This is a genomic window from Natrinema salaciae, from assembly GCF_900110865.1.
Taxonomy (GTDB): Archaea; Halobacteriota; Halobacteria; order Halobacteriales; family Natrialbaceae; genus Natrinema; species Natrinema salaciae.
The window spans coordinates 117,838-140,664 of sequence record NZ_FOFD01000003.1 but is presented as its reverse complement, the minus strand read 5'-3'; the positions used below and the strand labels follow the sequence as shown (position 1 = coordinate 140,664).

17 protein-coding genes are annotated in these 22,827 nt (G+C 65.8%); 9 read left to right on the top strand and 8 right to left on the bottom strand.

The window, feature by feature from the left end; genetic code table 11:
• Positions 1–142: 142 nt before the first annotated feature.
• Both BMX07_RS10155 and BMX07_RS10150 read left to right on the top strand, forming a co-directional pair.
• The gene (locus tag BMX07_RS10155; RefSeq protein ID WP_090617425.1) at positions 143–1,252 is read left to right on the top strand and encodes a DUF7282 domain-containing protein; all 1,110 of its coding nucleotides are present in this window, start codon (positions 143–145) and stop codon (positions 1,250–1,252) included.
• Positions 1,253–1,291: 39 nt separating this feature from the next.
• A complete protein-coding gene (locus tag BMX07_RS10150; protein ID WP_090617423.1) occupies positions 1,292–2,296 on the top strand; it encodes an AAA family ATPase in 1,005 nt (334 codons plus the stop codon).
• Between the two features lie 547 nt (positions 2,297–2,843).
• Here the strand turns inward: BMX07_RS10150 and BMX07_RS10145 are convergent.
• Together BMX07_RS10145 and BMX07_RS10140 are read right to left on the bottom strand one after the other, a co-directional pair.
• Positions 2,844–4,679: a histidine kinase N-terminal 7TM domain-containing protein gene (locus tag BMX07_RS10145; RefSeq protein WP_090617422.1), complete on the bottom strand. Its 1,836-nt coding sequence runs from the start codon at positions 4,677–4,679 to the stop codon at positions 2,844–2,846.
• Positions 4,680–4,897: 218 nt separating this feature from the next.
• The gene (locus BMX07_RS10140) at positions 4,898–6,016 is read right to left on the bottom strand and encodes a TIGR01177 family methyltransferase (RefSeq protein ID WP_245742090.1); all 1,119 of its coding nucleotides are present in this window, start codon (positions 6,014–6,016) and stop codon (positions 4,898–4,900) included.
• A gap of 203 nt (positions 6,017–6,219) precedes the next feature.
• On the opposite strand from BMX07_RS10140, the gene BMX07_RS10135 reads away from it, so the two are divergent.
• On the top strand, positions 6,220–6,780 hold the full coding sequence (locus BMX07_RS10135) for a TATA-box-binding protein (RefSeq protein WP_006671604.1): 561 nt from the start codon (positions 6,220–6,222) through the stop codon (positions 6,778–6,780).
• A gap of 308 nt (positions 6,781–7,088) precedes the next feature.
• The gene (locus BMX07_RS10130) at positions 7,089–7,508 is read left to right on the top strand and encodes a DUF7344 domain-containing protein (RefSeq protein ID WP_090617419.1); all 420 of its coding nucleotides are present in this window, start codon (positions 7,089–7,091) and stop codon (positions 7,506–7,508) included.
• Positions 7,509–7,519: 11 nt separating this feature from the next.
• On the opposite strand, the gene hisG is transcribed toward BMX07_RS10130, so the two are convergent.
• From hisG to BMX07_RS10110, 4 genes are all read right to left on the bottom strand, one after another.
• Complete coding sequence (gene hisG / locus BMX07_RS10125; protein ID WP_090617417.1) at positions 7,520–8,380, bottom strand: ATP phosphoribosyltransferase; 861 nt, start codon at positions 8,378–8,380, stop codon at positions 7,520–7,522.
• Positions 8,381–8,617: 237 nt separating this feature from the next.
• Positions 8,618–8,815, bottom strand: coding sequence for a heavy-metal-associated domain-containing protein (locus BMX07_RS10120; RefSeq protein WP_090617415.1), 198 nt, complete (start codon positions 8,813–8,815; stop codon positions 8,618–8,620).
• Positions 8,816–9,019: 204 nt separating this feature from the next.
• The gene (locus BMX07_RS10115; protein WP_090617411.1) at positions 9,020–9,904 is read right to left on the bottom strand and encodes a DUF4382 domain-containing protein; all 885 of its coding nucleotides are present in this window, start codon (positions 9,902–9,904) and stop codon (positions 9,020–9,022) included.
• 114 nt (positions 9,905–10,018) lie between these two features.
• Entirely contained in the window at positions 10,019–10,699 is a 681-nt protein-coding gene (locus BMX07_RS10110) for a stage II sporulation protein M (protein ID WP_090617409.1), read from the bottom strand.
• Between the two features lie 414 nt (positions 10,700–11,113).
• Between BMX07_RS10110 and BMX07_RS10105 the strand changes: the two genes are divergently transcribed.
• From BMX07_RS10105 to BMX07_RS10090, 4 genes are all read left to right on the top strand, one after another.
• Positions 11,114–11,974 carry a hypothetical protein gene (locus BMX07_RS10105; protein WP_090617408.1) on the top strand — a complete coding sequence of 287 codons (861 nt, stop codon included), beginning with the start codon at positions 11,114–11,116 and terminating at the stop codon, positions 11,972–11,974.
• Positions 11,975–12,240: 266 nt separating this feature from the next.
• A complete protein-coding gene (locus BMX07_RS10100; protein WP_090617406.1) occupies positions 12,241–13,536 on the top strand; it encodes an amidohydrolase in 1,296 nt (431 codons plus the stop codon).
• A 128-nt stretch (positions 13,537–13,664) separates the two neighbouring features.
• Positions 13,665–14,345 (top strand): hypothetical protein, encoded by a 681-nt coding sequence (locus BMX07_RS10095; RefSeq protein WP_175480114.1) that lies wholly within the window; start codon positions 13,665–13,667, stop codon positions 14,343–14,345.
• A 273-nt stretch (positions 14,346–14,618) separates the two neighbouring features.
• A complete protein-coding gene (locus BMX07_RS10090; protein ID WP_090617405.1) occupies positions 14,619–15,953 on the top strand; it encodes an adenosylhomocysteinase in 1,335 nt (444 codons plus the stop codon).
• Positions 15,954–16,076: 123 nt separating this feature from the next.
• On the opposite strand, the gene BMX07_RS10085 is transcribed toward BMX07_RS10090, so the two are convergent.
• Positions 16,077–16,892 carry a PAS domain-containing protein gene (locus BMX07_RS10085; protein ID WP_090617404.1) on the bottom strand — a complete coding sequence of 272 codons (816 nt, stop codon included), beginning with the start codon at positions 16,890–16,892 and terminating at the stop codon, positions 16,077–16,079.
• A 69-nt stretch (positions 16,893–16,961) separates the two neighbouring features.
• On the bottom strand, positions 16,962–17,219 hold the full coding sequence (locus tag BMX07_RS10080; protein WP_090617402.1) for a DdfA family disk-determining factor: 258 nt from the start codon (positions 17,217–17,219) through the stop codon (positions 16,962–16,964).
• A 202-nt stretch (positions 17,220–17,421) separates the two neighbouring features.
• Between BMX07_RS10080 and BMX07_RS10075 the strand changes: the two genes are divergently transcribed.
• Positions 17,422–22,752: a PAS domain S-box protein gene (locus BMX07_RS10075; RefSeq protein WP_090617400.1), complete on the top strand. Its 5,331-nt coding sequence runs from the start codon at positions 17,422–17,424 to the stop codon at positions 22,750–22,752.
• Positions 22,753–22,827 lie beyond the last annotated feature (75 nt).

Sequence of the window (22,827 nt, the reverse complement as noted above, 5' to 3'; positions counted from 1 at the left end):
GTCTCGGACGATAAACGGGGCGCGTGACCTGTCGTAACCGCCGACTATTCGCGTAAAGCGTCCCGGAACGGTCCGCAATCTGCGAACGGACTGCGCGTTTTACGTCTATCGAGCACGAATCCGGTGACGACGCACCCCCCCAATGAGTTCGAGATTGACGTTCGGCACGCTCAAGCGGATCGTCGCGATCCTGATCGCGATCGTGATCGTGCTCGCCGCCGGCATCGTCGTCGGCCAGGCCCCGGCGATCTTCGGGGTCGACGAGGACCCCGAAGCCTCGATCACGTTCGAAGACCAGCAGGGCGACGGGACCAACGTCACGATTCGAGACGTCTCCCTCTCCGACGGCGGCTACGTCGTCATCACCGACGGCGGTGACGAACCGCTGGCCGTCTCCGAGCGTCTCGAGGCGGGGACCCACGAGAACGTGACCGTCGAGCGCGAGGACGACTCGACTCGCGAACTCGTCGGGCAGCTGACCGCGACCGTCCACCAGGACACCGCGGACGAGGACGGCTTCGCCTACGGCGAGACCGACGGCGAGGAGGACCGTCCGTACCTCGAGGACGGGTTCCCGGTGAGCGACACCGCGACGGTGACGACGACCGAGGAGGACGCTCTGAGCGATTCGTTCGCCGTCGAATCGATCGACGCACCGGAGACGGCGACGACCAACGAGACGATACGGGTGAACGCGACGATCCGCAATCCGACGGAGTTCCAGACCCAGCAGTCGGTGACGGTCCGCATCGACGGGGCCGTCTTCGAGCGGCAGGTGCTGGAACTCGAGGGCGGCGAGTCCCGGACCGTGTCCTTCGAGACGGACACGAGCGGCGCGCCGCCCGGTAATCGGACGATCGGCGTCTACACCGACGGCGACGGTGCGGTCGCGGCGATCGACCTCGAGTTCCACACCGATCCGAGCGTTTCGGTGACCGAGGCCGGCGCGGAGCGCGTGACGGTCGCCGCCGCGATTCCCGAGCGGGGATTCGTCGCCGTCGAGCAGAACGGATCGGTGATCGGAACCAGCGGCGAACTCGAGCCCGGCGAACACGAGAACGTCACCGTCGATCTCGCGGCCGACGCCGACGTCGGTGCGGACGCCGAGCTGACGGCGGCCCTCTACGCCGGCGATCCGGCGGACGCCGAGACGGCGTCGCCGATCGAACGCGACGGCGAGCCGGTGGAAACGACGTTCACGCTCGCGGACGCGGGCGACGGCGGCGGCGGAAACGAGTCCGGCGGCGAGTAACCGACCGATTCTTACCCGGCCCGCACCTACTCGCTGGCGATGGACGCGCCGCTGTGGACCGAAACCCACGCCCCGGAGCTGGCCGAGTTGCCACAGGACGACGCTCGCGAGTACTTACAGCGGGCCGTCGAGGAGCCGATCAACCTCCTCCTGCAGGGGCCGCCGGGAAGCGGGAAGACGGCGGCGGCGCGCGCGTTGGCTCGCGAGGCGCACGCGGATCCGGACAACGACTTCGTCGAGATCAACGTCGCCGACTTCTTCAGTCGGACCAAGACGGAGATCAAGAACGACCCCCGGTTCGAGCACTTCCTCGTCGGCCGCTCGTCGATGTCCAAGCGTGACATGATCAACCACGTCCTCAAGGAGTCCGCGAGCTACGCGCCCGTTTCGGGCGGGTACACGACGATACTGCTCGACAACGCCGAGGACGTTCGCGAGGACTTCCAGCAGGCGCTGCGGCGGATCATGGAACAACACCACCGGACGACCCAGTTTCTCGTCGCCACGCGGCAACCGACCAAACTCATCCCGCCGATCCGCTCGCGGTGTTTCCCCGTCTCCTTCCCCTCGCCGACCAGCGAGGAGATCGTGACCGTCCTCGAGCGGATCGTCGAGGCCGAGGGCGTCGACTACGACGCCGACGGCCTCGAGTTCGTCGCGGGCTACGCGAACGGCAACCTCCGGCAGGCGATCCTGGCGGCCCAGACGACCGTCGAGGACGAGGGCGAACTCACGATGAGCGCGGCCTACGACACCCTCGGCGAGGTCGGCCTCGACGACGAGATCGAGTCGATGTTAGACGACGCCGAAGCCGGCGAGTTTACCGACGCCCGATCGACGCTGGACGACCTCCTCGTCGACGAGGGGTTGGATGGCGGGGAGGTGCTCGACGAGATCCTCCGCATCGCTCGCAAGCGCTATCAGGGCCGGCGGCTCGCTCGTCTTCACCGGCTCGCCGCGGACATCGACTTCGAGCTGCACGAGGGCACGAGCGACCGAATTCACCTCTCGCATCTACTGGCTGAACTGGGCCGGGACGCCTGAATCGTCGTCGCAACGGGTGGCGGACCGCACTGATTTCTCACGCGGATGGAGGCCGGGAGAACGCACTCGAGCGCGGCTAGCTCGTCCGGACTGACGCCCAGAGGGAACCGACGACGAGACACCTCACGCCGGTGTCGATAGCCCCAAGCCGATCGTCCGTTCCGAACCCGGTTACGCCGAGTCCGTCGATGACGATCCCGACGGCCACGAGAACAGCGCCGAACACACGGGGCGGCGGTGAGACAGACGGTGAACCGAGCAGCGCGACTCCGAACAGGGCTCCAGCGACGACCGAGACCAGCAGCTTGCGGTCGAACCACGTCCCGTTGGTTCGAGCTCTCGTTCCGGAGAGTATAAACGCGGTAGCCGAGCCAGAGACACAGGACGCCAACCTCACTGATCGTCCGCACACGTTCCCCGACCCCGGCTGCGTCTCTGAGCGGTCGGTACGCCACGCCGACGACGATGGCGGCCACCAGTCCGTAACACGTGGAGCGATCTCGCCGAAGATCGGGGCGACGCTGCTGGTCGCAGCGGAAATTTCGGACTACGCATCCGAGCGAGCCGCCTCGAGGCCGGTGAACTCGAACCGCGTTCCGCCCGTTTCTCCGTCGGTCACGGCGACCTCCCAGCCGTGGGCTCTGGCGATATCGCGCACGATCGTCAGCCCGAAGCCGGTCCCGACCTCGCTCGTCGTGTAGCCGCGGTCGAAAATATCGCTTCGCCGGTCGGCCGGGATCCCGGTTCCGTCGTCTTCGACGTAGAAGCCGCCGTCCGCGCTGAACCCGACGCTGATGGTGAGGTCTTCGCTCTCGGATGCAACGGAACCGTGTTCGACGGCGTTTCGAAAGAGGTTCTCGAACACGTTGAGTAGCCGATCCGGGTCCGCCTGGATCGATCGCTCGCAATCGAGTTCGAGCGTCGCGTCTCCCGTGTCGACGTTGGTCCAGGCCTCACGGGCGACGGTCGACAGCCGCACGTCCTGGAACTCGGTGATCGCTCGTCCCTGTCTGGCCAGCGCGAGCGCATCGTCGATGATGTCACCCATCCGCTCGAGCGATACCGTCACGTGTTCGACCGTGGTGGCTTCCATGGTGACGGTTTCGCCGTCGTCGCCGGTCCGGTCCGAAACGTCTGCAAGGTAGCCGTTTGCGACGTTGAGCGGGTTTCGAAGGTCGTGCGAGACGATCCCTGCGAACCGATCGAGTTGTTCGTTCTGGTGCTCCAGTTTCGTCTTCTGCGTCTCGAGGTCGGCTTTCTGCCGCTCGAGGTCCTGTTGCCGTCGTTTCTGGTCGGTGATGTCGTGGAGCAGAACGACGTATCCTGCGGCCACGCCGTCGTTGCCGGGAAGCTCCGAGACCGTGACCTCGTAACACCGTTTTCCCGACGGCGACGCGATCCAGAGTTCGTCTTGCACTGCGTGTAGCTGTTGGGTCCCGTCCAGCATTCCTCCCAAGCCGCCGGTGTCGACGATCCGATCGTGGTGGACGACCTCGCTCACGTGGTTTCCGACGGCGCGGTCGGTTCCGATCATGCGCTTTCCCGTGGTGTTGATGTCGACGATCCGGCCGTTCGTATCGAGAACGACGACGCCGTTGTCGATTTCTTCGAGAACGAAATCGCGTGCGAGCGGAACGAGACTCCCGAATCGACTGCCGAACGGCGAGAGGAACCGATCGACCGGGAGCTGCTGGATGAATCGCATGCTCAGCGTCGCCGCGATCATCACGACGCCGATAAAGAGGTAGCCGATCGTATGCAGGATGAAATGCGGGAACGGGCTTTTCTTTGTGGCCGAGAACACCGTCAGGACGGTCAAGAACGCGATCGATGCGAAAATAAGGAAGGTGAGATTTCGGTATACGTTCCGAGAACGCAGGCCCTTGAGGAACAGCAGGCTGAGATAGACGACGCCGATCGAGTACGAGACCGCCGCGAACGCGTAGAATCCCGGTCCCCAGCCGTACTGAAGGATTTCGTACGAGCCGTGTGACTCGAGAGCCGGATCGACGATCACGAGTTCGTGAATCCCGTTGGTTAGGCTCAGTACGGCCGTTGCGATCGGATACGAGAACAGCAACCGCGTTCGCCAGGAGGAAAACCACTCGTCTCGACCGGTGAAGTAGAGGGTAAAACAGAACATGCTGGTGATGGTCATCGCGAGGACGGGAAAAAAGGCCAACAGCCAGTAACGTTGCCACGCGAGCGTGTCACCCGAAACCGACAGGAGGTGAACCAGCGCCCAGAGGATGGCCATACACTGTGCGACTGCTCCCCACACGTCCGCGCGGCTGTCCCGCTGTCGCCAGACGAGCACCGTCGCGATCGCACTGACCATCGCTGCAGCGGCGAGCGGAACGGAATACGGTGTGTATTGCCACATGAAACTCGAAAAATCGATAGCTACCGAATGAGGTAACCCTGCCTTGAAAAAACTGACTGCCGAAGTGTCGATTTCAGTACCGCTTTCCCGCCCAAATTATACTGTTCTGTGAATATAACTCGGAAAATTACCGTTATTGTCTCTCGATATGAACGGATCGACGTGGGGTGATGCCAAACTGGACGGGCGGTTGAGCTGCGTACGGCCGTGGGTTCTCCCTACGCTGTTCGCCGCTCGAGCACCATCACGTACCGCGTCAGGGACCGGTGCACTCGGCGTTCGAACGACGACTCGAGTTCCCACCCCGCCGCGCGTGCCTCGCTCGCCCAGGACCGATCCGCGAGTACGACCGCACGCGGCGCGACCCGGTGGGCTTCGGCGAGCGCACCCGAAACGAGGTCCTCGAGCCGATGGGTGTCGATCTTCGACTGCCGGCCGTAGGGCGCGTCGAAGACCACGCCGTCGACGGCATCGCCCGTCAACGGGAGCCGCGTCGCGTCGCCACGGCCGACGTGCCACGAGCCCCGATTCGCGCCGGTCGGCGAGGGATTCTCGGCGTCGAGGAAGTGCGCCAGGTTCTCCCGCGCACCCGCCGCCATTTTCGCCTGCGCGTCGGTCCCGATCACGTCCGCCCCGACGAGCCCGGCCTCGACGAGCACGCCGCCGGTGCCACACATCGGGTCCAGAATCGTCGCTCCCGTTCGAGCGCCCGCGACGTTCGCGACGGCGCGCGCGAGCAGGGGATCCATGCTGCCCGGCTGGAAGAACGGCTTGTCCGTCGGTGCGCGTGCGCCGAAATCGCGGACGCTCTCGGCCGCGAGCCAGCCGAGCGCGCAGACGGAGCCCTGCTCACCCGCCGGCCCGTCTCCGCCGTCTCCGCCGTCTCCGCCATCTCCGTCGTCTGTGACGGGCTCGAGCGCGTCACCGCTCGCGTCGCCATCGAGTACGCCCGCCGAAAAGACGACCCGCAGGAGGTGGTCCGGCTCCTCGAGATCGACGGGAAATCCACGATCGACCAGGATTTGTCCGAGTTCGCGCTCGGCCCGCTCGGTACTCACACCGCTCGAGCCGTGGACGTCCGTCGCCCGCACCGCGACCGATCCCTCGCGGTCGATCGACGCCGCTTCGAGCACCGCGCGGGCGCTCTCGAGGTCGGCCGCACCCCGACCGAGGAGTTCGCTCGCGCGGTGGGTGTAGGCGAGACCGCGGACGCGTTCGGGGACGATTCCCCTCGCGACGGCGATCCCGGGGGCGATTCGGCGGATCCCGGTCGCCGCACTGGCCGCCTCCCGGGCCGCGAACGCGTCGTCTTCGCCGCCCAACTCGAGCAGATACACGGTCGATGATCGCTTCGGGGCGGCCATGAGCCTACCGCTTTCCGCGAACCGGGCGGTCAGATCCGATACCAAATATCACACCTGCGGCCCGTCACGCGCCGGAAACCGGCCGTCGCCGGGGTCGGCGCGGATCGTATAAACCGGATATATCAGGTGGCGGTACTAACCTTTATAAACCTTAAATACGTCTTTTTAAGCGACTAATGACGGACCCGAAGGACACCATCAACATCGAAAACGTGGTGGCGTCGACCGGTATCGGACAGGAACTCGACCTCCAGAGTGTCGCGATGGACCTCGAGGGGGCCGACTACGACCCCGAACAGTTCCCCGGTCTCGTCTACCGCACCCAGAATCCAAAATCCGCCGCCCTGATCTTCCGATCGGGGAAGATCGTCTGTACCGGCGCGAAGAGCACCGACGACGTTCACGAGAGCCTGCGCATCGTCTTCGACAAGCTCCGCGAACTCCAGATCCAGGTCAACGAGGACCCCGAGATCGTCGTCCAGAATATCGTCACCTCGGCCGATCTGGGCCGCAACCTCAACCTGAACGCGATCGCCATCGGCCTCGGCCTCGAGAACATCGAGTACGAGCCCGAGCAGTTCCCCGGCCTCGTCTATCGGCTCGACGAACCGGAGGTCGTCGCCCTGCTCTTCGGCTCCGGGAAACTCGTTATTACCGGCGGGAAGAAGCCCGAAGACGCCGAGCACGCCGTCGACAAGATCGTCTCCAGGCTCGAGGACCTCGGCCTGCTCGAGTAACGCCGTCCGTTTTCGTTTCACCGACTCGCCGCCACTGCCTCGCCCGCCGACAGGCGTGTGGTCAGTGATCGACCTCGGCTATCGGCGCGGGCAGCCGCCGGTAGTATCGGCTTACTCGACTCAATACTGTGCTTCGTCTTCGAGCCGCAGTTCGATTCGTCGATAGAGACACGAATCGTCGCCGCTTTCACCGGATTATCGATCGTTCAAACGCGGCCGAGCGGGCGTGATTCGCCTGAATCGATCCCGATTCGTCGAAACGACCGCTCGCGTTTATCCGGGTGTCCGTCGCTGACTGTCACGTGCCCATGACGATCCATCCAGAACGATCGGCGCCCACCTCGGATCGGTTTCACCTCGGTAACGACGGTGCGATCGGGCGCCGGCCGCTCCCGCGCGAGACCGTCCGCGACATGCTGGACAACGACCGCCGACGCGAAGTGCTCCGCTGCGTCCTCGCGGCCGACGATCCGGTTTCGGTTCGCACGCTGGTCGGGCGACTCGCCGACGCCGAACACGATCCGACGGTCGGGACGACGATCCATCAGCTGCGCCAGCGGATCCACACCTCGCTGTGCCAGACACACCTCCCGCTGCTCGCGGAACACGATATCGTCCGCTTCGACCGCGCGCTGAGCCTCGTCGGCCCGGCTGTCAACTGCGCCGCGTTCGAATCCCTCCTCGAGTTCGAATCGCTCGAGCGGCCGATCGCCGCCCGACTCGGGTAGCCCGCTCGCGACTACTCGACGAGCCGCTCGATCTCGGTCACTAAAATATCGCTCGCCCCGGCGTTTTTCACGTCCGTAATCGTCTCGAAGACGTCCCGCTCGTTGACGACGGCGTGGACGGCGACCATCGCCTCGCCGTCGCTGCCGTCGGCGATGTCCATGATCGTCGGCCCGCCGAGCCCCGGAATGACCTCGCGGACGTCGTCGAGTCGGTCCCGCGGAACGTTCATCATCAGGTAGCGTTTGCCCTCGGCGCGTTTGACCGAGGAGAGCGCGGTCCGGACCTCGTCGACCTTGGGGTCGTCGAGGACGTCCTCGCGACCGAACAGTCGGACGGAACTCGCGAGCACCTCTTCGACGACGGCCAGCCGGTTCATCTTCAGCGTGGTTCCGGTGCTCGTGATGTCGACGATCGCGTCGGCCATCTCGACGTGTGGGGTGAGCTCCGTCGCCCCCGACACCTCGACGATGTCGGGATCGACACTAGTGTCCGCGAAGAAATCCGTGGTGACGTTCGGAAACTCGGTGGCGATCGTCGCCCCGGTCAAGTCCTCGACGGCGTCGATGTCGCCGTCTTCGGGCGCCGCGAGGACGAGCCGACAGCGCCCGAACTCGAGGTCGAGGAGCTCGGCGACGTCGTCCACCCGGGCCTCCCGGACCTGATCGAAGCCCGTAATACCGAGGTCGGCCGCTCCGTCGGAGACGTACTCCGGGATGTCGGCCGCGCGGGCGAACAGGACCGTCACTTCCGGGTCGACGGTATCGGCGTAGAGCTTTCGATCGGCACCGTTCTCGAGGTGGAGCCCCGCCCGCTCGAGGAGGTCGATCGTCGGCTCGTGCAGGCGGCCCTTGTTAGGAACGGCGATTCGCATTTGCCGGCTCTTCGGGGCGGCGGGGCAACTGTCTTTCCATCCCGGCGAACGGACGTCGAGGTGTGGCGGTTATCCTGTGGGTCGACCGTCCCTGCACGACCGCTCTCACGTGACTGTCGCTGAATACCGTCGTGTGAAAAACTGGAACGTTCCGACTGCACGCACCGTTCGGAACGCGGTATCTATCTGTGGTGGCTTCCGCCGGTGAACGGTCCCTCGCTCCCGGTTCGTGCCCGATCAGGCGCTCGCGTCGTAGCCGGCCTCGTCGACCGCGTCGACGAGAGCCGCGGTCTCCGCATCGCCTTCGACGGACACACGGTTCGCGTCGTGATCGGCGTCGACAGACTGCACGCCCGAGACGTCCTCGAGCGCGTCCTCGACGGTCTGCTCGCAGTGCTCACACGACATGCCTTCGACGGTAATCGTTCGACTCATACGAAACCGTACGGACCGGTCGCCTTTGTGGATTACTGCTTTCGATGCGAGATCGATCGAGGCCGCGACGTTAGATTCCACAGTCGAGCGTGTCGCTTCCGTTGTACCGAAAACCGAACGCCTGTCCACGTAGAACGATGTTCGTCCGGGGTGGGAGTCGTCGAACGTTCCCGTCACAGCGGCCGCGAAAACGGTGCGGGTTGGTCAGTTTTGCTGTCCCGATTTGTCGCCGTCCCGCTGCGCCTCGCTTCCGTTCTTCGCCTCGTCGCTGCCGTCGCCTTCACCGTCTCCGTCGCTTTCGTCGTCGGTCTTCTCGTCGATATCGCGGATCTCCACGTCGTCGCCCGTTCCGCTCTGGCTGATCACCGGCTTGAGGATGTACTTCCCGCTCTTGCCGGCCTTGTGGGGTGCGATGTCGTAGACGAAGTCGACCCGCTCGCCGTTTCCGACGGTAAATTTCGAATTGATCTGGAGTTTGTTACTCGGCAGTTTCACCGTCGTCTCGGTCCCGTCGGCCAAGATCCCTTCGGTGTCGCTGACGTAAATAAAGACTTTCTCGTAGTCGCCGGCCGGAAGGTCGAACTCGTCGATCATGGACGCGTTCGCGCCTTTTAGCTCGGTGAGGTCGACCGTCCGGTTGTCAACGTCGTGTTCGACCCATCCTCCGTCGCTCGCGTCGCCGTCATCGTCTCCACCCGCTTCCTCGTCTTCCGCTTCCGATTCGTTGCCGTCTGGCTCTTCGACGGGTTCGTTGGTTGATTCACCGTCGTCGGCCGTCTCGTTGGTCGATTCGTCGTCGGTTTCGTTCGTGTCGTCTTCGTCAGCCCCGTCCGAGTCGCCACCCCCGCCATCGCCGGCTTTCTTGAAGCCGACCTTCGTGATCGTCACGTTGAGGTGTTCGAAGTCGTCGATCACGTTGGGCTCGTCGCTGACGTAGAACGCGGCCGTCCCCACGCCGTCGCTCGAGTCCGTCACAGCGTCGTCGTCGGTCGTCGAATCGGTACCCGGATCGCCGCCCATACCGCCGGCACAGCCGGCGACAGCGACGAGAGCTGCGATGAGTATCAGTCGGATCGCGTGTCCGTTCATATCCGGTGACGGTCGTCCGGTGGAGAAAAAGGGGCACGACCATTGGGTCCGTTCACGACCGTTCAAACCGGTAAACTGTCCGAACGAATCGTTCGATTCCCGACGCAGCAGCGATCAGGGAGCTCCGTTCATCCCCTCGAGGCGCTCGGCGAACAGCGTCTCGAGCAGTGCGGGCGTGACGAAGGCTTCGACGAACGCGGCGACGACCAGCAGGAGCCAGCCGGCGAGGATCAGGACTCCCGTTCGGTAGAGGTAGGGTTTCGTGAAGACGGCATTGCGCGACCCGAGGATCCGCTGGCCGAACCGGTACAGCAGGCGGAAGCCGACGCCGGCGGCGATGAAGAGGGCCGGAAGCTCGAAGATGCCGTGTGGGAGCAGTCCGACGAGGATGTAGTCGACCCCGACGCGTTCGGCGACGACAGCGCCGACGTTCCCGACGATGATCCCGTTGAACAGCATCGCCCAGGCCGTCAGGAGGCCCAGCGTGAGCGCGCCGCCGATCGACAGCAGGAACGCCCGCGTGTTGTTCACCAGCAGAAACTGCGCCAGTTCGAATCCGCCCATCTCCCCGACCCCTTCCGGAAATAGGCCCTCGCCGAGCAACTCGGCGATGATCTCGAGCAGGTTGTAGCCTGCCGCCAGCAGGAGCACGCCGATGACGACGCCGACCGCGAACAGGCCGGCCGCGAAGCCGACGTAGCGGCTGTGTTCGTCCCAGGCGTCGACCAGCGCTGCCCGCGGCGGGTAGTCGCCGACGAAGGCGCGAAGCCGCGCGCGCCGCGATGAATGGTCCATACCGGCTGTAGCGCCACCGAAATGTTAAATCCGCCGACTGGTCCGTCGGGTTCGGTCGCGCTCGACTCGTGTCGCCCGTCGCGACCGGCGAAATCGACGCCAGAAGGCCGTGCGGCGAGAACCGTGAGTCGATGACGCTTGTATACGATGACACATCTGTGCTGGATACGTTTTATCACACTCTGAATTTGTAGCGTTATCGTTGGTCTGGCTAAATGAGAAGTTTTTACCAAACAGCATAAGAACGCACGAACGTGCCGGAAACACTACCACAATGGTTATTTCACAGCTGATGTTCCGGAACTCCCCACCCGTCGCCAACGGTTACAGTTCGGGCCCATTCGGGTCGCTCTCCGCTAGCAGCCAGTCGGCAAACCGCTCTGCCCAGCCAGTCCGTACCAGTGGTGCGTTGGTATGAATCGATCTCTCGTCGGTTCGGCCGTACTGGGTTGTCTCGGCGGGGTGGTGAACGTCGTCCTGACGCTCGCGTTACTGACGCGCGTGAACTCGCCGCTTTTCAGGCCCGGGGAACAGACGTCCCTCAACTCCGTCTTCGTGGGGTCCATATTCGACACGCCCCACATCTGGGTCGGCGTGTTCACGCTCGGCTTCGTTCCGGTATTCGTTACGGCCGCCACTAGGTTAGTCGCACCCTCCGTGGGGTTCGTTTCGCTTCTCGGCGGTGTCGCTTCCACCGTACTGGCGTCTCCCGTTCCCGAAGGGATGACTGGCCCGACGGGACTCGTTATCGACGGACCGGTCTACGCCTCGAGTTACGCGAAGTCGTGGTACGCGTGGCTCGCCGTGCTGCTGGTGGCTGGCGTCGCCGAGTTCGTACTCCGATACGAGTACGGCGTCGGTGACGACCGACTTCGACATCTCCCCGACTTCCCGCTGTCACGATCGCGATTCTGGCTGATCGTCTGTAGCGCCGGGTTCGTCGTCGGCCTCGGCGTCGGGCTACTGGATCTCCCGTCGTACGTTCAAACGGATATCTCGACCGTTCTCGTGGTTCTCGTACCGACCGGTGTCGCGACGGCGGCTACGCTCGCAGCGCTGCTCTCGAGAGGGCTCGTCGCACCGCTGGCCCTCTACGCATTCGTCGCTCCGGCTATCGTCGCTGATGCGGTGTTCCCGTCGTATCCATCCCCGGAAGGCTCTCATCCAGAACTGTCCTTCCTGTACCTCTCCGTCGCCGTGTCCGTCCTTGCGCTCCTCGAACTGGTGATTCGATCCCGCGATTCCGACCGGGACGGTGGGATCGTTGCCGGGTAGGTCGATTGACCGTGTCGTAGACTCCGTCTCACGTGCGAGCAGTCCCCATCCGTATTCGTCTTTTCGTCGGTCAGGTGCGCCCACTCGCTTCTACACAGGTGATACGCGAGGTCACCGCCGACGACGTGGAGGACGTTCCGCTCGAGTTCGCGGTCGTCGCTCCACGGTCGGGGCGCACATTCCGGTTGCGGAACTCGTGACGGTCCCGACTCGTTTCACGGCGATCTATCGACAGGCTAAGGCGTCCCGGCGAGAACTCCCATCCAATGACGATGCTTGCAATCACCGGCGGGCGGGTCCTCCGACCCGACCTGACGGTGACGAGCGCGGACGTACTGATCGATCAGGACGCCGGCGAGATCCGCGAGATCGGGACCGATCTCGCGGGCGCGGCCGACGAGACGCTCGAGGCCGCGGAGTCGCTCGTGACGCCGGGGTTCGTCAACGGCCACTGCCACGTCGCGATGACGCTCCTCCGGGGGTACGCCGACGACAAGCCCCTCGAGGCCTGGCTCCAGGAGGACATCTGGCCCGCCGAAGGCGAACTGACGGCGGCGGACGTCCGCGCGGGCGCGGAACTGGGGCTGGTCGAACTGATCAAGTCGGGGACGACCGCGTTCGCGGACATGTACTTCCACGTGCCCGATGTCGCCGTCGCGGTCGAGGAAGCGGGGCTCCGCGCCCGGCTCGGTCACGGCATCGTCACCGTCGGGAAGGACGGCGAGGCGGCCCGCGAGGACGCGACCACGAGCCTCGAGATCGCCCGCGAGTACGACGGCGCGGCCGACGGACGGATCTCGACGGCCTTCATGCCCCACTCGCTGACGACCGTCGGGAGCGAGTACCTCGCGGAGTTCGTTCCCGAGGCGCGCGAAGCGGGGGTTCCAGTCCACTACCACGCCAACGAGACCGTCGACGAGGTCGCGCCGATCGTCGACGAACACGGCCAGCGGCCGCTCGAGTACGCCGCCGAGCACGGCCTCCTCGAGCCCGAGGATTTCGTCGCCCACGGCGTTCACGTCGACGAGTCGGAGATCGACCTGCTCGCGGCGGCCGGCACCGGCGTGATCCACTGTCCGGCCTCGAACATGAAACTCGCCAGCGGGATGGCCCCGGTCGAACGCATGCTCGAGGCGGGCGTCACCGTCGGTCTCGGGACGGACGGCGCGGCCTCGAACAACGACCTCTCGATGCTCGACGAGGCCCGCGATGCGGCTATGCTCGGAAAACTCGCGGCCGACGACGCCAGTGCGGTGCCCGCCGAGGCGGTCGTCGACATGCTGACCCGAGGCAGCGCGGACGCGATCGGCCTCGAATCCGGGCGTCTCGAGGCGGGTGCGCCGGCCGATCTCGCCGTGATCGATCTCGAGCAGCCCCACCTGACGCCGCGCCACGACCTCGTGAGTCACCTCGCGTACGCGGCCGCGGCGGCCGACGTGCGACACACCGTTTGCGATGGCCAAGTCCTCATGCGCGATCGCGAGGTACTGACGCTCGACGAAGCAGGCGTTCGGGAGCGAGCCGTCGAGACGGCCGCGTCGCTGTCGGCTCGTGTCGAGTGACGAAACGCTATTGAACGCTCAGATAACCTCGTAAACGGTATCGGACTCTCTGATCGCTCGAACGAACGCGTCGAACTGAGCGAACTGCCGGCGGGGTTTATTCAGGAATCCGTGAATGTTCGATCCGGATGAGACACAAACGATTCTTCGCACTCGTGCTGACGGTCGCGATGCTCGCGTCCGTGTTCGCACCGTTGACCGCGGCCGCGAATACGGGAAGTACTGCTGTCGACAGTTCCGACGCCACCCTCTCGGTGGTGCAGGTCGACAACGAGACCGACGACAACGTGACGGACGACGACCTGGACGGCAACGAGACCGACGACAACGAAACCGACAACGAGTCCGATATCGACGACAACGAGTCGGACGACGACTTGGACGGCAACGAGACTGACGACAACGAAACCGACAACGAGACGGACGACGAGTCCGCGACGAACTTCGGTGCGCTCGTTTCCGACTACGTCGAGAGCCAGCAGAACGAATCCAACGGATCGATCGGCCTCTCGGTCGCGAGCTTCGTCGTCGCGAACAACCCGGGTAACTCGCCGGCCCACGCCGGCCCGCCGAGCCACGCCGGCCCGCCGAGCCACGCCGGCCCGCCGTCCGACGACGTCGATGACGACGAGGATGACGGCAACGAGAGCGACGACGACAAACAAGGACCGCCGAGCCACGCGGGCGGTCCGAGTGACGACGACGGTGACGATGACGACGAGAAAGGCGGCGGCCCGCCGACTCACGCCGGTGGATCGGGTACCGACGGCGGCGACGACGCCGATGACGAAGACGACGCCGACGAATAGTCCGGTTCGACCCCACTCGAACGACTGATGCCGGTCGACGGCGCTGCCGCGCAGTGACCCGTCGCCGGTGTCGGGCCAGATCGGAGCGGTTCGCGTCCGACGGCGACCGTCCCGATCGAGCAGGCACGGAGTGACCGCGGCTCACCCACCACACTCGAGACGTCTTTTTGGCCGGCGACGGTCGCGCGTTCACCGCCGAAACGGTGTCCCGTTCGAAACCGACCGCCGGAGCGGTTCGGTAGCGTTTTGGCTCCGGTCCCACTCAGTCGACCCATGACCGACACCGAGTATCCCTCGATCAGCGAGCAGTTGGACGACGTCGCGTCCGCTCGCGAGGAGGGACGCCGGAAGATGGACTGGGCCGCCCAACACATGCCGATCTGCGAGCACGTCCGCGAGGAGTTCGTCGCGGAACAGCCGTTCGAGGGCGAGCGGATCGGGATGGCGATGCACGTCGAGGCGAAGACGGCGATCCTCGTCGAGACGCTCGCGGAGGGCGGCGCGGAGGTCGCCGTCACCGGCTGCAACCCCCTTTCGACCCACGACGACGTGAGCGCGGCGCTCGAGGCCCACGAGAACATCACCAGCTACGCGAAACGCGGCGTCGACGACGAGGAGTACTACGCCGCGATCGAGGCCGTCATCGCCCACGAGCCGACGATCACCGTCGACGACGGCATGGACCTCGTCGCCGCGATCCACGAGGACCACCCCGAACTGATCGACGGGATCATCGGCGGAGCCGAGGAGACGACCACCGGGGTCCACCGCCTGCGCGCGATGGACGCGGACGGTGCGCTCGAGTACCCCGTCTTCGCGGTCAACGACACCCCGATGAAGCGCCTGTTCGACAACGTCCACGGTACCGGCGAGTCCTCGCTCGCCTCGATCGCCATGACCACGAACCTCTCGTGGGCCGGCAAGAACGTCGTCGTCGCCGGCTACGGCTACTGCGGCAAGGGCGTCGCCAAGAAGGCCGCCGGCCAGAACGCCAACGTCATCGTCACCGAAGTCGAGCCCCGCCGCGCGCTCGAGGCCCACATGGAGGGCTACGAGGTCATGCCGATGGCCGAGGCCGCCGCGGTGGGCGACGTCTTCCTGACGACGACCGGCAACCGGGACGTCGTCGTCGAAGAGCACTTCGAGAAGATGCAAGACGGCGTCCTGCTCGCGAACGCCGGCCACTTCGACATCGAGATCGACCTCGACGCGCTCGACGACCTCGCGGTCGACCGCTACGAGGCCCGCGACGGCGTGGAGGCCTACGAGATGGACGACGGCCGCCGGCTGAACGTCGTCGCCGAAGGTCGACTCGTCAACCTCGCCGCGCCCGTCTCGCTGGGCCACCCCGTCGAGGTCATGGACCAGAGTTTCGGCGTCCAGGCCGTCTGCGTGCGCGAACTGGTCGAGAGCGTGGAGCCACGCGCCGCGGATGCGAGCGGCGATGAGCCGCGAGCAAGCGACGTCTACGATGCCGGCGTCCACGACGTCCCCGACGAACTCGACAAAGAGATCGCCGAGATCAAACTCGAGGCCGAAGGCGTGGACTTCGATTCGCTGACCGAGACCCAGCACGAGTACATGGATAGCTGGGACCACGGAACGTAACTCCGCGCCGACCGGAGAACGGATTCCCGTCGACCCCTTCCTCGCCGATGTGCCGGAAAACGCGAGCGTCAGCGGTGCGAATAGAACCCGACGCGTCGTCGATGGGCCGAGCGCCGTCCCAGTTCAGTCCTCGAGCCCGTCGCGGCGTTCGTCCTCGCTGATCGCGAACACCAGACTCCCGTCCGTGAGGCCACCGAGACGAAGCCGAGCCGCGAACGTCCCGCCGGTTTTCCGCCGGCCGGTACAGCGGCCGGTCCACCGCCACCCCTCCGAGACCGTCGGGATCGCCGCCGACTCGAGGTGGTCGACGGCGTCGTCGGTGAATAGTTCCCGCCACGGTGTTCCTTCCGCGGTGTCCTCGTCGTACTCGAACAGCATCGCGAACGAGCGGCTCGCGAACTGAAGGGCACCGTCGGGGCCGACGATCGCGATGGCGTCCCCGGCGAGCTCGACGCTCGCCAGCGACCGGCGCGACAGTGCGGTCAGCCGGTGGCGCTCGAGGAGGTCGTGGACGCGGTCGGCGAGCTGAGCCGGCGGCTCGTCACGTTCGACGACGGCGGTCCAGTCGTACGACCGGACCGCGTCCGCGAGGCTGGGCGTCCGCTCGTCCGCGAGGACCACGACCGGCAGGTCGACACTGCGAGTCCTGAGCGTCTCGAGGTGGCCGGCTGCCGCTTCGGCGGCAGCGCCGGTCTCCGGCGCGTCCGTCTCCGCCGTTGCCGCCGGCGACGCGATGACGAGGCAGTCGGCCTCGATCTCGGATCGCTCCGCGACGGCCGCGGGCGAGACGACTGTTTCGACGGCCAGCTCGGTCTCGTCGCCACTGAACGCGCGTTCGAGGCGGTCTCGAATCCGGTCGTCGCCGACGAGCAGGAGGGTCAGCTGCGCCGGCTGCGTCCGAACGGCTGGCTCGGATACCGCAGTAGATGGCCTGCTCATCGGTTCGATCCGCGTCCAGGAGTCACCGTCCCACTGTCGGCAGTCGTGGGTGCGTCGAGCCGACCTCGGCTAGTCGCTCGCATGGACCGTCCCGTCGATTACGACGGTACCGTCGCTCCGGACTTCGACGAGCAGCCCGCCGTACTCGAATTCTACACGGATGTCGACCGCCGAGTCGGGTCGGAAGAGCTGATCGAGCGCCTCCGGATCGACGACGTTGTACAGCGGCTCGAGTTCGTAGACGTCGGTGTCGGTCGCCTCCGCGATCGCGTCGACGATTCGTAGACTGATAGAATCGCTGTGAGTATCTAGCGTAGTTCCGGGCATCTCGGGTGAACGAACGTGATCGGACGGTATCCGCCTGCTCGTTATACATGTAATCCGCCTTCGAAGGCGACGCTACGTGTATAGTATTTCGGCAAAACCGCGTGACTGCGCGGTGATCGAGCACCGACGGCCCGTGAAATTTGTCCGAGCCGGAGTGGAACCAACCACGCGTATCATAATCGATCGCTCCCTAGGAGGGGCCATGGTCGATATCGCGGTCCACACGAGGGCGCACGGGGGTGTGACGCGAGGTGCGGTCGTGGTCCTGGTCGGTGTGGCCGGCATACTGCTCGGGATCGGTGCCGAGACACTGCTTTCTGCCGTCACGACGCCGGGGCTCGGTCCGGCGTCGGGACCGGGAATTCTGCTCCTCGGGCTCGTCACACGGAGTGGCTCCGATCGAGCGAGCGATATCGAGCGACTGACCGACGAACTCGAGCAGTTCGTCTCGCGTCTCGACCGCGGAGAACCCGCCTCGTTTGCGGCCGACGCCGGCGGCGACCGCGCGGACCGAGACGGCGTCGACGACGGCGAGGGGCTCACCGATCTCGACGAGCCCGTCGACTTCACGATCGACCGGGACGACGAGATCGGCCGCCTTTCGGCCGTCGTCGACGAGCTGACAGCCACGATCCGCGATCGCGAACGGCGGCGCGCCGAGAGCGAACGCTACCGAAAGGAACTGTACCGGATCACCGCCGATACGGACCTCGAGAGCGACGCGAAGATCCGCCGATTGCTCGAGCTGGGGTGCGAGCGACTCGGGCTCGAGACGGGACTCATCACTCAGATCGACGAGGACGACGGCGGGTACGAGCTCGAGACGGTCGTCGAGCATGAGTTCGCATCCGACGTGGCGGAGCTGGATCTCCCACGGACCTTCTGCCAGGAGACCATCGAATCCGACGGTATCCTGGGGATCTACGACGCTGCCGCGGAGGGGTGGGACGAGCATCCGGCCGCCGAGGACGTCGGCATCAGCTGCTACGTCGGCGGGAAAATTCTCGTCGAAGGCGACCTCTACGGGACGCTCTGTTTCCTGAACTCCGATCCCCGGGATCGACCGTTCACGCCGGCGGAAAAGTCGTTCGTCGATCTGATGACTCGGTGGGTGAGCCAGATGTTCGAACGCCGGGAGCACGTTCGGACGATCCGCGAGCGACAGCGACGCCTCGAGCGCTACAAGGCGTTCACCGACAACGTCCTGAACTCCCTCGACGACGTGTTCTACGTCCTCGACGAGGACATGGTCCTCCAGCGGGCCAACGAGACCTTCCGCGAGGTGACCGGATACACGGTCGACGAGATTCGGGAGGAGGGTATCGTCCCCTTCAGCGAAGCCGAGTTCGAGCGCGTCCGAGCGGGGCTCCGGGACGTCCTCGAGGAGGGCAGCGCGCGGATGGAGACGGAATTTCTGACAGCGTCGGGCGACACCGTCCCGTACGAGTTGGTCGCGACGGCGTTCGACGATCCGGACGGAAACCGGGTGGTCGCCGGCGTCGGTCGCGACATCTCCGAGCGGAAGGCTCGCGAGCGAAAGCTCGAGCGGACGCGGCGGATGCTCACTCAGGCACAGCGATCGGCGAACGTGGGTGCCTGGGAGCTCGACGCGACCTGCGACCCGCCCGAACTGGAGTGGACCGACGAGGTGTACCGGATTCACGGCGTTCCGATCGGCGAGGCCGTCGATACGGACCGTGCCCTCGAGTTGTACCATCCCGACGACCGCCACCGAATCGAGGACGCGGTCGACGCGGCGCTCGAGGACGGCGAGCGCTACGATCTCGAACTGCGGGTGGTGACGCCGGACGGCGACTGCCGGTGGGTTCGGACGATCGGCGAGCCCGTGGTCGACGGCGACGAGGTCGGCAGAATCTGGGGCTCCATTCAGGACATCACCGAGCGCAAGGAGCGCGAGCGGGAACTCGAGCGGACCAGCGAACTCCTCGGCCAGACCCAGCGTATCGCGGGGGTCGGCGGGTGGGAGCTCGATCTGTCCGGCGAGCCGCCGTACGACGGGACCTGGACCGACCAGATGTACGAAATTTTCGAGCGGGAGCGCGAGCGAGCGGACGATCGTAAAGCGCGCCTGACCCTCTCCGAGGGCACCCAGTACATCCACCCCGACGACCGCGAGCGCATGCAGGAGCTGTTCGAGCGGGCACTCGAAACGGGCGAGGGGTTCACCACCGAGCACCGTATCCTCACCGAGGACGGAGCCGAGCGATGGGTCCGGGCGACGGCCGAACCGTCCGTCGACGGCGAAACCGTCCACGGTGCGGTCTTCGACATCACCGATAGCAAGGAACGCGAGCGGGAACTCGAGCGGACGACGGGCCTGCTCGAACAGGCGCAGCAGATGGCGAGGGTCGCCGGCTGGGAGCTCGACGTCCGGTCCGAGGAGTACGAGTTGACGGTCACTGAGGGGCTCTATCGGCTGTTCAGTGTCTCCCCCGAGACGGACATCGGCCCGGCGGACGCCGTGCAGTTCTACCACCCGGACGACCGCGAGCGCGCCCTGTCGGCGGTCGAGACCGCGATCGAGGACGACGAGATGTACGACCACGAGGCCAGGATGTACACCGCCGACGGCTCCGAACGGTGGATGCGGATCATCGGTGAACCCATTTCCGAGGGCGACGAGGTCGTCGCCATCCGCGGTTCGATCCAGGACATCACCGAGCGCAAGGAGCGCGAACGGGAGCTCGAGCGCTTCGAGACGATCATCCAGGCACTCGACGAACTGGTGTACACGCTCGACTCGGCGGGGCGTTTCCAGTTCGTGAACGACGCGGTCACGCCGATCCTCGGGTACGAGCCGGACGCGCTGATCGGCGAGCCCGCGGCGACGGTGATCCCGTCGGACGGCGTCGAGCGCGCCCAGGAGATGATCCGGGAACTGCTCCGATCCGACGAGCCCTCCCGGACCGTCGAAATCGGCCTCGAGACCGTCGACGGGGACGTGATCGACGTGGAGAACCACATCGCGCTGTTACCGATGACGGACGGCGAGTTCGTCGGGACCGCGGGCGTCGTCCGGGACATCACCGAGCGAAAGGAACGCGAACGCCGACTGGAAACGACGAGCGCGCGGCTCGAAGCGCTGTTCGAGAACTCCCCCGATATGGTCGACGTGCTCGATACGGCGGGAACGGTGATCGACGCGAACCGCCGGATCGCCGACGAGCTGGGCTACGCCGAGAGCGAGCTGATCGGGACGAACATCTGGGAGTACGACATTCGCTTCGACGCGGACGAGGTTCAGGCGCTGCTCGAGGAACTGTCGGTGGGCGAGCGGCGAAAGTTCGAGGGTCTGTATCGGCGTCGCGACGGTTCGACGTTCCCCGTCGAAGTCCACCTGATCTGTATCGAACTCGAGAACGAGAATCGGTTCATCGCGATCAGTCGCGACATCACGGAACGGAAGGAACGCGAACGCGACCTCCGGGAGACGAAACGTCGGCTCGAACTCGCACTGGAGGGGACGAACACCGGCGTCTGGGAGTGGAACCTGGAGACCGACACGGTCGACTGGAACGAGACGCTCGAGCGGCTCGTGGGGCTCGAGCCCGGTTCGTTCGGGGGAACGTTCGAGGACTTCAAACGACGCGTCCATCCGGACGACGTCCCCCAGATCGAGGCGGCAGCGGACCGGGTGATCGAGAGCGGCGGACTGTTCCAGACGGAGTACAGGTTACGACGCGAGGACGGGACCCTGATCTGGGTCGGCTCCCGCGGTCGACTCGTGAGCGACGAGGAGGGGGGCAGGCGCTTGGTCGGGATCAACAACGACATCACCCAGCGGAAAGACCGCGAACTCGCCCTCGAGTCGCTTCACGACGCCGCGCGCGACCTGCTCGGGACCGATACCGAACGGGAGGTTGCGGAGCTCGTCACCGAGACGGCCGCGGACATCCTCGACGCATCGGGCGTGGCGATCTATCGGCTCGACCCCGCGGCCAGCCGGTTCGAACCCACTGCACACACCGACGCGTTCGCATCCCTCTGTCGGGGCCCGCCGTCGGTCGCCGTCGGCGACAGCGACTCCGTCGTCTGGAACGCCTACGTGACCGGGACGGGGACGGTCGTCGACGACCCGGCGTCGTTCGATCGATCGCAGGTCTTCGGGCCGGCCGTCGAAAGCGGGGTCGTCGTCCCGGTCGGCGATCACGGCGTCTTCGTGGTCGCGTCCGATACCGAGACGATCGACGCCGAAGCTCGACGGTTGATGGAGACGCTCGTGGCCACGACCGAAGCGGCGTTCGATCGCCTCGAGAGCGAGGCCAGTCTCCGCGAACGGGAAGCCGAACTCGAGGACCGCAACCGGCGACTCAACCGTCAGATCGAGATCACGGAACTCATCCGCCGGATCGACCAGTCGCTCATCGGTGCCGACAGCCGCGAGGAGATCGAGCGCACCGTCGCCGAACGACTGCTCGAGGCGGACACCGTCTCCTTCGCGTGGATCGGGACGCACGATCCGAGCGGGACACGGCTCGAGCCCCGTGCATGGGCCGGATCAGCACAGGAGTACTTGGACACCGTCTCCCTCGAATACGACGGCTCGACCGAGCCGGCCCTCCGAACCGCCCGGAGCGAGGCCCCGACCGTCGTCTCGAACGCCGTCGAGGAACTCCAAGACGAGGTGTGGCGGCGACAGGCGGTGGACCGCGGCTTCCAGTCGGTCATCAGCGTTCCGCTCTCGCACGCTGAGTACACCTACGGCGTCCTCACGGTCTATGCCGACGAACCGGACGCGTTCGGCGACCTCGAGCGGACGGTGTTGACGGAGCTCGGTGCGGGAATCGCGAACGCGATCACCGCGGTGAAAACGCGGGAAGCGCTCCACGCCGAACGACTGCTCGAACTCACGCTCCGGATCGAGGGTGCGGACAACCTCCTCTCACGGATCGCGACCGCGACGGGGGCAGGCGTCGAGTACGAGGGCCTCGGCACCCACTCCGCCGACGAGACGCTACTGTTCTTCGAAACGAGCGGGGTCCCGGCCGAGGACGTGCGGGCGGCCCTCGACGACCTCGTCTCGGTCGCGGCGTACCGACTGATCAGCGAGCGCGACGGCGACTGTCGCTTCGAGGCGACCGTCGCCGGCGACGTCGTCGCCTCGCGGCTGGTCCGTCACGGCGGCAGCCCGCGCTCGATGCGGGCCGACGGCGACGAACTGGAACTCGTCGTCGACGTGCCCACGGGCACCGACGTCCGCGAGTTCGTCGAGCTACTCCGCGACCGGTACCCGACCGTCGAACTCCAGGCCCGCCGTCACGTCGAACGCACCATGGGTACGCGAAGCGAACTCGTCACGTCCCTGTTCGACGCGCTGACCGACCGCCAGCTCGAGGTGTTGCGAACGGCCTACTTCGCCGGCTTCTTCGAGTGGCCCCGCGAGAGCACCGGCGAGGAGATCGCCGACATGCTCGAGGTGACGCAGCCGACGGTCAACCGGCACCTTCGGGTCGGCCAGCAGCGGCTGTTAGCGCAGTTATTCGAGGACGAAGTCCCGGTCCCCGCCGAGTGAGCGCGGGCGAGGCCGAACGGGGGTCGGCGAACCGGCCCCTGCGCCGAGTCGAACCGGAAAGGAACACCCAAGGAT